The sequence below is a fragment of the Limnospira indica PCC 8005 genome (assembly GCF_000973065.1).
Classification (GTDB): domain Bacteria; phylum Cyanobacteriota; class Cyanobacteriia; order Cyanobacteriales; family Microcoleaceae; genus Limnospira; species Limnospira fusiformis.
Window position 1 is genome coordinate 1,487,482 of the sequence record NZ_FO818640.1, and the last position, 12,533, is coordinate 1,500,014.

Here is a 12,533-nt window from a genome sequence, read left to right on the forward strand (position 1 = left end):
TCGCTTCGGGACATATAAACAGTTATGGGGATGGTCAGAAGCGAGGTTCTTATATTCAACCGATGGGCTGAAATCCCCACCAGGCGGTTATTTCGGGTATTACAACCCTATTTCATGCCTGAACGTCTCGCACTTTTAGGTGTAGCCTAGCTTTTTACAGTGTTATCGCTACTACTTTGGCTTACTTTTTTAAGTCCATCAAGATCCGCCATGTTTTAGCATATCTTTTCTGAACCCAAGGTCTTGCAACCTGAGCGGATATCCTATTATGTTACCACAATCTGCTCACCTGATCACCGACAGCCAGACTGACATAAATCTATGTAAAGTTTTGTCAAAAACCTCTTGCTTTTTGGGGTAATTTGTTGTATAAGTGCGGAAGTTGACCGTATCCTAATTGCTGTCGTGGATGTTATAGCATTAGTCAAGGTGGTTAGGACGCAGCTTGGAGAACGGAATCCATGGCATCATGGAGAGAATCAAACTGCTCAATACAATGGCGAATGCGGGCTTTCAACCACGAACAACATTTCTCTATCTTGTTGAGGTCTGGCGAATAAGGTGGTAGATAGAGCAAACGGCATTGAGCCGCCTCCACTAGCTCAGGAATCCGTCCCCCTTTATGAAACGTTGCATTGTCTAGCACTAGAGTCTGACCTGGCTTCAGTGTTGGAATTAAGATGAACTCCAACCACAACTCAAACACTGTCCGATTACAACAACCCTCAAAGCTAAAGGGGGCTAAGAGTTGTTGATGACACCATGGGGCCATATAGCTCACCCTGCCCTGCCTCTTCCCTGATTTGAGGGCATGGAAGCGTTTTCCTTCCTCGCAGTAACCATAAGGGTAATCCGAGTCCTGACTATTCATGCCGGCTTCATCGAGGTAGACCACTTCTTGTGGCTCCATCTGTTCAATCTGAGCCATAAACTCCTCTCGCTGTTGCTCATCACGTTCTTGGTAGCCGTAAGTTTTTTTTCTGGTGAAGCCAATTTTCTTCAAGGCTCTGGATATGGTGCGAGGAGAGATGTCGTCATCCCAAAGTTCAGCCATTTGAGCGGAGGTTTGATCGCCATGCTCTTGGGCAAAAGCCTTGAATTTATGCCAGTCGGTAATTTTGTGGTTATTGCCAGGTCGGTGATGAGGTTTAGGGAGGAAGTCTCCGGTCTGTGCTTTTCTTTGCAGCCAGAGATTAATGGTGTTCCGGCTGACATGGAAAACTTGACTGGCTTCTGTTTTGGGCATACCGTCTAGTTCAATGGCATCAATAACTTTTTGTCTGAGGTCGTAACTATACTATAGGGGGCTGGCATTTTTGGTCTTCTTAGTCATCTCGTCCTCTCGATTATACGTCCTAACTTTCCTGTCTTGTGCTATAGGTTGATACGCTGCGCTCAAAAGGGCAAGGGGAAAAGTAGGAGGCTGTTATAACTACCTACACAGACCTTTAAAAGTACCCCGGTGGATAGGACAAATCTAAAGATGGAATGCCCGCATAGATGGAACGTTTAAACCCCTCATTGGCTCTGCTAATAAATAAGTGAGTGTGCGAGATGTTTAGGAATGAAATAGGGCTGAGATGCTCGAAATAACCTCCTAGTGGGGACTTCAACCCCTTGGTTGAATACAAGAAACTCGTATCTCGTTTCTGACCATCCCCATAACTGTTTATATGTCCCGACGTTTGGAGGAATCCAAACAAGGCAGGGAACTCAAGGTCAAGACTGAACGCTGGTTTTATGTACAGCAGGAAGTTGAGAGTAAAGGCGATAGCCACCCCCAGTTTCAGGACTCACAACCCGTCAGATTGAAGCGGGGAACGGAAGGCGTGAGGGAAACCTGTTCCCAATAACCCGACCACTGCCAATCATCTATGATTAGGGAAACCGAATGTCCGGCTTGAACCATCGTCAATTTATAGTAGCGAAACAGGTTGAAACGCTGCGCTCAAAAGAGCAAGGGGAAAAGTAGGAGTTTACTTACACTACCTACACAGACCTTGAAAATACCCCGGTGGATAGGACCAATCTAAAGATGGAATGCCCATATAAACGGAACGTTTAAACCCCTCTTAGGCTCTGCTAATAAACAAGTGAGCAATATTACTCGCAAGCAGAGCGTGAAAAGTGTAAGCGTATGGTGCGAGACGTTCGGGTATGAAATAGGGCTGAAATGCCCGAAATAACTACCCGGTGAGGATTCCAGCTCCGAATCTGGATATAAGGAGACCTCTCCTGACCATCCTCATAACTGGTTATATAGCATTAGTTAAGGTGGTTAGGACGCAGCTTTGAGAACGGAATCCATGGCATCATGGAGAGAATCAAACTGCTCAATGCAGTGGCGAATACGGGCTTTCAGCCACGACCAACATTTCTCTATCTTGTTGAGGTCTGGCGAATAAGGTGGTAGATAGAGTAAACGGCATTGAGCTGCCTCCACCAGTTCAGCAATCCGCCCCCCTTTATGAAACGTTGCATTGTCCAATACTAGAGTCTGACCTGGCTTCAATGTTGGAATTAAGATGAACTCCAACCACAACTCAAACACTGTCCGATTACAACAACCCTCAAAGCTAAAGGGAGCTAAGAGTTGTTGATGACACCATGCGGCTATATAGCTTACCCTGCCCTGCCTCTTCCCTGATTTGAGTGCATGGAAGCGTTTTCCTTCCTCGCAGTAACCATAAGGGTAATCCGAGTCCTGACTATTCATGCCGGCTTCATCGAGGTAGACCACTTCTTCCGGCTCCATCTGTTCAATCTGAGCCATAAACTCCTCTCGCTGTTGCTCATCACGTTCTTGGTAGCCGTAAGTTTTTTTTTCTGGTGAAGCCAATTTTCTTCAAGGCTCTGGATATGGTGCGAGGAGAGATGTCGTGATCCCAAAGTTCAGCCATTTGAGCGGAGGTTTTGTGGCCATGCTCTTGGGCAAAAGCCTTGAATTTCTGCCAGTCGGTAATTTTGTGGTTATTGCCAGGTCGGTGATGAGGTTTAGGGAGGAAGTCTCCGGTCTGTGCTTTTCTTTGCAGCCAGAGATTAATGGTGTTCCTGCTGACATGGAAAACTTGACTGGCTTCTGTTTTGGGCATACCGTCTAGTTCAATGGCATCAATAACTTTTTGTCTGAGGTCGTAACTATAGGGGGCTGGCATTTTTGGTCTTCTTAGTCATCTCGTCCTCTCCATTATACGTCCTAAGTGTTCTGTCTTGTGCTATATGTCCCGACGCTTAGGGAACTAAGCAAGGCAGGGAACTCAAGGTCATAAACGAACTGAGAAATCAGGGAGTAGAGAATAACGGCGATAGCCACCCCCAGTTTTGGAAATCATAACTCCAGGATTGAAGCGGGGAACGGAAGGCGTGAGGTAGAACCTACTACCAAGACGCGACCACTGCTAACCATCTATGATTAGGAAGACCGAATGTCCGACTTGAACCATCGTAATACACTAGCAGCGAAATAGGTTGACACGCTGCGCTCAAAAGGGCAAGGGGAAAAGTAGGGGGTTCGTCCGACTACCTACACAGACCTTGAAAAGTACCCCGGCTAAGTACAGGACAAAAGTTGTAGAGCCTGGTGAAACCGCCCTGAAAACAAAGGCAGATTAGAGAAAGTGCGGCGTAGAAAATCGAAGCCAGTGCGGAAAAGACTCTGGGAGCGTCGTCCGTGAGCCTTCAAAGGAATGGGTGAACCTTGGTGAATCCACAAACCCACCTTCATAGCCCAAGTATAGCACAAGACAGAACACTTAGGACGTATAATGGAGAGGACGAGATGACTAAGAAGACCAAAAATGCCAGCCCCCTATAGTTACGACCTCAGACAAAAAGTTATTGATGCCATTGAACTAGACGGTATGCCCAAAACAGAAGCCAGTCAAGTTTTCCATGTCAGCAGGAACACCATTAATCTCTGGCTGCAAAGAAAAGCACAGACCGGAGACTTCCTCCCTAAACCTCATCACCGACCTGGCAATAACCACAAAATTACCGACTGGCAAAAATTCAAGGCTTTTGCCCAAGAGCATGGCGACAAAACAGCAGCTCAAATGGCTGAACTTTGGGATGACGACATCTCTCCTCGCACCATATCCAGAGCCTTGAAGAAAATTGGCTTCACCAGAAAAAAAAACTTACGGCTACCAAGAACGTGATGAGCAACAGCGAGAGGAGTTTATGGCTCAGATTGAACAGATGGAGCCGGAAGAAGTGGTCTACCTCGATGAAGCCGGCATGAATAGTCAGGACTCGGATTACCCTTATGGTTACTGCGAGGAAGGAAAACGCTTCCATGCACTCAAATCAGGGAAGAGGCAGGGCAGGGTAAGTATGATAGCCGCATGGTGTCATCAACAACTCTTAGCTCCCTTTAGCTTTGAGGGTTGTTGTAATCGGACAGTGTTTGAGTTGTGGTTGGAGTTCATCTTAATTCCAACATTGAAGCCAGGTCAGACTCTAGTATTGGACAATGCAACGTTTCATAAAGGGGGACGGATTGCTGAACTGGTGGAGGCAGCTCAATGCCGTTTACTCTATCTACCACCTTATTCGCCAGACCTCAACAAGATAGAGAAATGTTGGTCGTGGCTGAAAGCCCGTATTCGCCACTGCATTGAGCAGTTTGATTCTCTCCATGATGCCATGGATTCCGTTCTCAAAGCTGCGTCCTAACCACCTTGACTAATGCTATAAAAGCCAGGCTAAGCAAAGCCAATAAACGGCTCAAGCGCTCAGGGTCCTTAAAGTGAGTCGATTCGAGACAGAAGCCCCGAGTCTTCAAGGCTCCGAAGAGGTTTTCAATACCCCAACGCCGAGCATAGTCGGGGAGGGCCGTTTCGGGGCAAGCGTTAGTGATGAGAATCAACAACTCCCCCGAATCAGCCAGACGAGAGCCAATGACGTAAACCTGCCGTCCCCAAACCCAACGGCGACCCGAAAGCTGGCGAAATTCTCCGGGTCGCAGAGAATCAAACATTCGTTCGCCGCTACGCCGAGTTCCTCCTAACTTAGGACTAATCAGCTCGCTGTGGCGGATGCGTAGGCGGAAAGGAACCTCGGGGTCGATGAGAAGATACGAGAGCCAATCTCGCCCCACAAATTCCCGGTCATATCAAGTTCGCTTAATCGGTTATAATATCAGTGACCAATGCCAAACTTGCGTTATGCCCAGACGAATTAGTATAGCTCCCCACTTAAGTACCGAAGAACTTGGCCGGGCTGATCACCAAGCCCAAGAGGGCTTGGAAAGTCGCCAATATCAAATTATTTGGTTGTTGGCTAAGGGGAAGACCACGGAGGAAGTCCAAGAAATTACGGGCTACAGTCGCATCTGGATTTATGAATTGGTAAAGAGATACAACTACAATTGGGATTAAAAGGGCTGGGTGCGCGCCGAAAAGGAAATCCCGGACATCCACCGTTAATTGATGATGTGACTCAAGCTCAGTTATGGCAAGCCCTGCAAGGAACAGCGCCGGATGGGGGACTGTGGAACGGTCGCCAGGTGGCAGACTGGTTGACAGGAGTAACTGGACGAAAAATTAGCCGACAAAGGGGATGGGAGATTCTGCGACAAATGACATTTCGGCTTCGTGTACCGAGACCGGCTCACATCGAAAGTGACGAAGACGAGCAGCAAGCCTGGAAAAAAAACTGGTAACGGAGTTAGAGGGACTTCGCCGGAGATACCCTGATGCACAGGTGCAATTGTGGAGCGAAGATGAACACCGTCTGGGACTCAAACCGGTGATGCGACGTATTTATGTAGCGGAAGATTGTCAACCACTCGCCCATATTAATTGGAAATTCGAGTGGTTATGGCTATATGGTTTTGTGAGACCGGAAACGGGAGAGACTTATTGGTGGATTATACCTTACGTCAATACAACTCTATTTAGTCGAGTGTTACAGGAGTTTGCTGCCGAATTTAAATTAGGTCCAAATCAACACATTATGTTAGTGGTTGATCAAGCCGGATGGCATATCAGTAAGAATCTGAAAGTACCCGAAGGACTGCATTTAATGTTTCTACCGTCCCATTCCCCGGAACTACAACCAGCAGAAAGACTGTGGCCTCTGGTAGATGAACCCATTGCCAATCGTTCATTTGAGAATCTTGATCAGCTAGAGGAACTCTTGTGTGCTCGCTGCCGAAGTTTGTGGAAACAGCGCTAATTAATTCGAGGCTTGACCAGTTTTCATTGGTGGCCTCAAACCGAGACTTTACTATAATTGATTATCCGGACTTGATATCAGCGGTCAGACAAGCCACCTCCACGTCAGGAAATAGTGCCTCGAAGCGGTCGAATAAGTCCATGCGTTCGCCACTGTTGCTATTGCCCTTTTTGTCAAGCATCGTCCACAGCAGGGGAAAGGCAATCCCCTCGTGGACGACTGCCAACATCAAGATGTTGAAATGGGTTTGACCGAAAGACCAACAGGTGCGGTCGAGACTAAGAGTCCAAGGTTGGGGAATGTCAATGAGGCTAACGACGAAACGGGCAATCTCTGCCCGGTCAAATTTGAATTGCCGAAAAAAACGTTGTAATCGCTGGTAATTTGAGGAAATTTGCACAGGATTTGCGAATACAGTCGCTATTTCCATCAGATTAACCGTCTTTGTTTGGAATAGCGCCATCAGGAACAGGCAGACAAAGTTTAATCTCGCCCCGTGCCAGGGCAAGTGAGGGCGCAAAGTGTCTCGTAATCGGTTAAGCTCGTTCATGAGAGGGAAGTTTGGTTTGTGGTAATTCCGATCTAACCCTCTCACCCCAACTTGGCGCTACCCCCCCACCCCTCGACTTTCACCTCAGCCCGGAGCGCCCCCTTCAGAATTTTCGGCTAGATTCCCTTTTGGCTAAGACTTTCAGCTTTTTTGTCCTGTACTGAGGTACCCCGGTTCTGAGGACAAATCTAACGATGGAATGCCCATATAATCGGAACGTTGTAACCCCTCTAATGCTCTGCCTATAAACAAGTGAGTAATGCAATTCACAAGGCAGTAGTGAAACATTTAAGCGCATGCTTAGAGGGTTAAGGATGTGACCAGAAGCTAAAGCCCAATTGTAATGGTTGGGATATGCCCACAGGTCACGGTGGGGATATAGATACTGCGGTCAGTAAGAGTATAATGGCGAGGACGAGTGTAAAGACTACGTGGTGCATATAGCTCTGAACATCGAAGTAGAAAGCAGGTCTCTTGATTCTGCTCCTTTGACAAATAGGGTATCCACACCAGGAGCCGTGTGATGGGAAACTATCAAGCACGGTTCTGAATGGGAGTTCGGGAAGGTGACTTCACTCTCGACCCCTAACCCTCCTAGGGGAAAGGATGTGACTGAAAGCTAATGCCTAACTGTAATGGTTAGGATATGCCCACTAGTCACGGTGTGGATATAGAGACCGCGACAACTAAGAGTGTTTATGACGAGAGCGAGTTAATGACTACGTGGTTGTATATAGCTCCGAAAGTTGAGGTCATAAAGCAGGGGGTTGTAGCCCTGTTCCTACTGACAATAGGGTATCTACATTAGGAGCCGTGTGATGTGAAAGTATCAAGCACGGTTTGGAATTGGAGTTGGGGAAGGCGACTTCCCTTTCGACCATAACTACTTCTACGTTTAACAGCAGCAGTCCGTATATTGACCTTGAGATTCCCTTCCTTGCCTGGAGGTGAGTCCAAGCGTCGGGACATACAAACAGTTATGGGGTGTTCATGTCACCTTCATTTATCCAGACTCGGGGCTGGAACCCCACCAGGAGTTGATTTCAGGCATTGCAGCCTTATTTCTTCTCCTGAACGTTTCGCTCATATAAGAATATTTTACCATGCCCGACGACACTCCTGTTGCTATTGTCGATACTAATGAGGTTTATTGCCAATTTTATAATTTGGGACTAATTTCTTATCAACAGGCTTGGAGATGGCAGCAAGACTTAGTGGCCGATCGCATTAATTGTCCAAATTTAGAGGATATTTTGATTTTATTAGAACACCCGCCCGTTTATACCCTGGGACAGGGGGCTAGTTCTGAATTTCTCAAGTTTGACCCCCATAAGTCTGAATATGAACTGTACAGAGTCGAACGAGGGGGGGAAGTCACCTATCACTGTCCTGGCCAATTGGTAGGATATCCGATTTTGAACCTGCGACGGCATCAAATGGACTTACATTGGTATTTGCGCCAACTAGAAGAAGTATTGATTCGGACAATTAGAGTTTGGGGAATTGAGTCCCAGCGCATCGAGGGTTTGACAGGGGTTTGGGTGGGGGAAACTAAAGTAGCAGCCATTGGGATTAAGGTCAGTCGCTGGATTACTATGCACGGGTTCGCTTTGAATGTTTGTCCTGACTTAACTGGATTTAAAGCGATCGTTCCCTGTGGTATTTCTGATTTCCCCGTAGGGAGTCTGGCTGAATTAGTCCCGGATATTTCCATCGAGCAAGTCCGGGATGTCCTCGCGGCCTGTTTTGCTGAAGTTTTTGGAGTCACCCTCAAACTTACTCGAGAGGAAAAGGCGCCCGGAACGATCGCCATAACTTGAGCCAAAGGAGCCCCACAAGGGTCTATTCACCCATCAAAACTAAGATTTTGACTGAATTGCTGGGGTAGATGGCTCATGCTTGCGGAAAGTTTCCTCCCATTGATTAGGAGATAGTCGGGGGATTAACCACTTGCCAAACTGGGTATATAAGGCTGGAATGACTAACAGGGTTAAAGCCGTAGAGGTGAATAATCCTCCTAATACCACGATGGCGAGGGGTTGTAGAACTTCATTTCCGGCCCCCTGTGCGATCGCCAACGGTAACATTCCCAGAGCAGAAGTTAAAGCCGTCATCAGGATAGGATTTAACCGCTCTAGGGACCCTTGAGTAATAACCTCTTTTAACAGCATCCCTTGAGCAAACTTCTGGTTGTAGTTATCCACCAACAGCAAACCATTGCGGACAGCCACCCCAAACAGGGTAATAAACCCGATCAGAGAAGCAATGGAGATTACCCCCCCCGTTAAGAGAATCGAGACAATACCACCCACCAAGGCCAGGGGAAGATTGAGCATAATCGCCACAGTTGCCGGGAGAGACTTAACCGAGAAGAACATCAAAATGGCAATCATAATCGCGGCCAGGAGGCTATACCAGACCAGATTATTGGTGGCTTTTTGTTCCGCTTCAAACTGTCCGCCATATTGGATAAAGTAGCCATTGGGTAACTGGACATTTTGGCGGATAGCAGCTTGAATGTCACTCACCACACTGCCTAAGTCTCTTTCCGCAACGTTGGCTGATACGACAATTAAACGAGACACATTTTCCCGATTCACCACATTAGCCCCCATACCATATTCAACTCTAGCCACAGCACTGAGGGGAATAATTTGTCCGGTGGGGGTAGAGAGGGGAATCGCCCCAATGGCATCTAAATTATTGCGTGAGGCGATCGGCAAACCGACGATAATATTAATCAGTTGTTGATTTTCCGGGACTTGGGACACCACTTGACCATTGAGGGCGGTTGCCACGACTTCAGAAATGGCAGCCATAGTTAAACCATAACCAGCCGCCGCCGAGCGGTCATAATGGATTTGAACTTGGCGGATGGGTAATTGGGGTTCTAATTGTAAATCTACCACTCCCACAATGGGTTTTATGGCATCGCGGACTTGTTCCCCGACTTGGCGCAACTGGACTAAATCAGGGCCAAAAATTTTCACAGCGATCGCACTTCTGACCCCCGATAAAACTTCATCCATGCGGTGAGAAATAAAACCGCCAATATTGGGAGCAACCCCCGGCAATTGCAGAAACTTCTCCCGCAGTTGCTGAACAGCAGCCTCTCGGTCTTCCAGGGCAACATCACTCAACTCTACATCCACATGAGCCATGTTCACCCCCGCCCCATCAGCATCCCCCGGAGCGCGTCCAGCGCGGACTTGTACCCATTCATAAAGGGGATTATCTTGTAGGGATTGAGCCAGAGCCATTCCCGCCCGATTGGTCATCTCCAAAGAGACACCAGGGAATAAAACCATAGAGTTGACCATGGATTTTTCCTGAAATTCCGGCAGGAAAACCCGTCCCAAGGAAGGCACAACGGCTAGAGTAGCCACTAAGGAGGCTAAGGCTAATCCTAAAATCAGTTGGGGAGTCCTCAGAGACAAATTGAGCAGAGGGCGATACCAACTTTCGGCCAAGCGTGAAATAAAAGTGCCTTCCTGGGGGAGTCTATGATGAGCCAATAAAATGGCACAGAGGGCGGGAGAAAGGGTCATGGCGACCAAAGTAGAGGCCGCAATGGAGAGCAAATAAGCCCAACCCATGGGGGCGAAAATTCGCCCTTCTACCCCCGTTAAACTAAAAATGGGGGCAAAGACGACGATGATAATAACCGTGGAAAAAATGACGGCTAAACGGACCTGAACCGAAGTGTCATAAACCACTTGAAAGGGGGGTTTTGGGGTTTCTTGGGTTTGATTCCGCCGTAAACCACGATAGCAGTTTTCCATATCCACAATGGCATCATCGACCACGGAGCCGATCGCCACCACTAGGCCGCCCAGGGTCATAGTATTGATCCCTAACCCCACAGCTTTCATCAACATTAAGCCAATCAGCAGAGACAAAGGAATAGCACTCAGGGTAATGATGGCCGTGCGCCAATTCATTAAAAAGAGCAACATAATCACCGAAACGATGATGATTCCTTGAATCAGGGAGCCGCTAACGTTGCCAATGGCAGAATCAATGAAGTTTGACTGACGGAAAGTGCGTTGAACTTCCACATCAGGGGGAAAGGTAGACTGTAGGGAGTTCATCACCGCTTCCACGGCTTGGGTGACGGTGGGGGTGTCTATATAGGGTTGTTTGTTAATCATCAACACCACCGCCGCCTGTCCGTTAAAGCTGGCATCTCCCCGTTTAAGTGCCGCTCCCGTTTTGACTTCAGCCACATCTTGCAGCAAAATCGGTTCACCGTATTGAACTTTCACCACCGACTGCTGCAAGTCTTCTAGGGTGTTAACCTGTCCGATGCCTCGGATGAGTAACTCTTGACCTCCACCTACGAGAAAACCCCCTGGGGCGTTGGAATTGGCTTCCCTTGCCGCTTCAGTTACTTCAGTAAGGGAGACTTGACGCGATCGCAACAGTTGCGGATCGACCAAAATCTGTTCTTCCCGTTCATCCCCCCCATAAATAGTCACCTGAGACACACCAGGAACCGAGAGAATCTGATTTCTGAGGGTAACATCCACCAAACGGCGTAAATCCATCAGAGACGTTTCTCCCTGACCATTCACCGTAAAGGCATATTGCAGAATCGTTCCCAAAGGAGAGACTAAGGGGGAAATTTCCGGCGGATGAATCCCTTGGGGAAGTTGACTCATCACCTGTTGCAGTCGTTCCGTTACAGCCTGCCGCGCTTGGTAAATATCAGCCTCCTGGTCAAAGACAACATGAACCATAGAGAGTCCCACCTTGGAGGAAGAACGCACCAGGGTAACACTGGGTAAGCCATTAACCGCACTTTCAATAGGAACCGTAATCTGAGCCTCTACTTCCTCGGGAGCCAAACCAACCGCCTCAGTTTGGATATCTACTTGAGGGGGAGCAAAGGGAGGGAAAACATCCAAGGGCATTTGCGTGATGCTCAAAAAGCCCCAGATGGTTATGACTATCGCCCCGATAACGATTAACCATCGTTGAGCAATGGAATTTTTTAGGGTCTGATTAAGGATGGTGTTAAACATCGACTAACAATAATCCTCCCTTATTTGTCGGAAAAGAGATTTTTGTTCCGACGACTCCCTGTCCAGAAGAAAATCCCACCGCAGAGGAGCAAAACTCCTCCCCCAACGGTAGCTAAAGTTCCCATCGGAAAGTTATTGCTTGTGGTTTCCGCCAGATTACCCTCAACATCCTGTTCCTGTGGGATACCTTGAGCTTCCGCTTGAGCATGAACTTCATCGGGGGGAGTGGTGGCGGTTTCTGGACTGGGTGCAGTTGCTGCTGTTTGGGTTTTGCGAGATTCAGCATAGAGGGACAAACTACCCTGGGTAACCAGTTGTTCCCCAACGGATAACCCTTCGATTACTTCGACAAATTCCCCTTCAGTTGCCCCGATTTGCACGGGAACTGGCTCATAAAAATTACCATACAAGACAAAGGCTAACTGTTTCCCATCGGCATCGACTAGGGCGGTCATGGGAACAAGAACGCGGTAACTCCCATCCGCCGCCGGAGCAATGGGGGTAACATTAATCCCTAGGAGGGAATCGGTTTCTGGCTTGACAGGAACCCGATCAATGCCGCCTTCGGCCTGAAACTCATCCCCATGTCCCACATGGGCTAAGGTTAGGGTGGGTGTGCCGAAAATTAAGCTCAGAGCGAACATTGAGCCAATCATAGAAGTTGTGTTCATTAGACCTCCTCATTAAAAAACATCTGGTTTTATGCCAAATCTTCCCCACTGTGCCAAAGAGGAGATGAAATCTAGGTGAAATCTCACCCCTTTTTTCTCGCAGTCTGTTAA

6 protein-coding genes and 5 pseudogenes are annotated in these 12,533 nt (G+C 47.9%); 4 read left to right on the forward strand and 7 right to left on the reverse strand.

The annotated features are described in order from the left end of the window. Nucleotides 1-433: 433 nt before the first annotated feature. Nucleotides 434-1,297 (reverse strand): annotated as a pseudogene (locus tag XZ46_RS06625) (IS630 family transposase); the annotation flags it as partial. Nucleotides 1,298-1,673: 376 nt separating this feature from the next. Between XZ46_RS06625 and XZ46_RS35810 the strand changes: the two are divergent. Further along, on the forward strand, nt 1,674-1,853 hold the full coding sequence (locus XZ46_RS35810; RefSeq protein ID WP_006668098.1) for a hypothetical protein: 180 nt from the start codon (nt 1,674-1,676) through the stop codon (nt 1,851-1,853). Between the two features lie 425 nt (nt 1,854-2,278). Here XZ46_RS35810 and XZ46_RS31945 read toward each other — a convergent pair. After that, nucleotides 2,279-3,155 (reverse strand): IS630-like element ISAtsp1 family transposase gene (locus XZ46_RS31945; protein WP_157883430.1). Its coding sequence is split into 2 segments (ribosomal slippage): nt 2,279-2,824 and nt 2,826-3,155, totalling 876 coding nucleotides; the frame shifts between segments, so codons are not numbered across the junction. A gap of 395 nt (nt 3,156-3,550) precedes the next feature. Continuing rightward, nucleotides 3,551-3,742 (reverse strand): annotated as a pseudogene (locus XZ46_RS33980) (IS4 family transposase); the annotation flags it as partial. A 55-nt stretch (nt 3,743-3,797) separates the two neighbouring features. Here XZ46_RS33980 and XZ46_RS31950 point away from each other — a divergent pair. Further along, a protein-coding gene (locus tag XZ46_RS31950; protein ID WP_108614679.1) for an IS630-like element ISAtsp1 family transposase occupies nt 3,798-4,674 on the forward strand; the annotation gives its coding sequence in 2 pieces (ribosomal slippage) (nt 3,798-4,127 and nt 4,129-4,674; 876 coding nt in all). A 1-nt stretch (nt 4,675) separates the two neighbouring features. On the opposite strand, the pseudogene XZ46_RS06655 reads toward XZ46_RS31950, so the two are convergent. Then, nucleotides 4,676-5,110: pseudogene (locus tag XZ46_RS06655) on the reverse strand (transposase); the annotation flags it as partial. Nucleotides 5,111-5,165: 55 nt separating this feature from the next. Here XZ46_RS06655 and XZ46_RS31955 point away from each other — a divergent pair. After that, nucleotides 5,166-6,177, forward strand: a pseudogene (locus tag XZ46_RS31955) (IS630-like element ISAtsp4 family transposase). A 76-nt stretch (nt 6,178-6,253) separates the two neighbouring features. On the opposite strand, the pseudogene XZ46_RS06670 reads toward XZ46_RS31955, so the two are convergent. After that, nucleotides 6,254-6,727, reverse strand: a pseudogene (locus XZ46_RS06670) (IS4-like element ISAtsp3 family transposase); the annotation flags it as partial. 1,103 nt (nt 6,728-7,830) lie between these two features. On the opposite strand from XZ46_RS06670, the gene lipB reads away from it, so the two are divergent. Beyond that, a complete protein-coding gene (gene lipB / locus XZ46_RS06675; protein ID WP_008049224.1) occupies nt 7,831-8,547 on the forward strand; it encodes a lipoyl(octanoyl) transferase LipB in 717 nt (238 codons plus the stop codon). A 39-nt stretch (nt 8,548-8,586) separates the two neighbouring features. Here the strand turns inward: lipB and XZ46_RS06680 are convergent, their stop codons facing one another. After that, entirely contained in the window at nt 8,587-11,751 is a 3,165-nt protein-coding gene (locus XZ46_RS06680; RefSeq protein ID WP_008049225.1) for a CusA/CzcA family heavy metal efflux RND transporter, read from the reverse strand. A 20-nt stretch (nt 11,752-11,771) separates the two neighbouring features. Beyond that, nucleotides 11,772-12,422 (reverse strand): efflux RND transporter periplasmic adaptor subunit, encoded by a 651-nt coding sequence (locus XZ46_RS06685; protein WP_008049226.1) that lies wholly within the window; start codon nt 12,420-12,422, stop codon nt 11,772-11,774. Nucleotides 12,423-12,533 lie beyond the last annotated feature (111 nt).

Coding starts and splice junctions, on each gene's coding strand:
- XZ46_RS35810 (WP_006668098.1), top strand. CDS start 1,674: ATGTCCCGACGTTTGGAGGAATCCAAACAAGGCAGGGAACTCAAGGTC.
- lipB (WP_008049224.1), top strand. CDS start 7,831: ATGCCCGACGACACTCCTGTTGCTATTGTCGATACTAATGAGGTTTAT.
- XZ46_RS06680 (WP_008049225.1), bottom strand. CDS start 11,751: ATGTTTAACACCATCCTTAATCAGACCCTAAAAAATTCCATTGCTCAA.
- XZ46_RS06685 (WP_008049226.1), bottom strand. CDS start 12,422: ATGAACACAACTTCTATGATTGGCTCAATGTTCGCTCTGAGCTTAATT.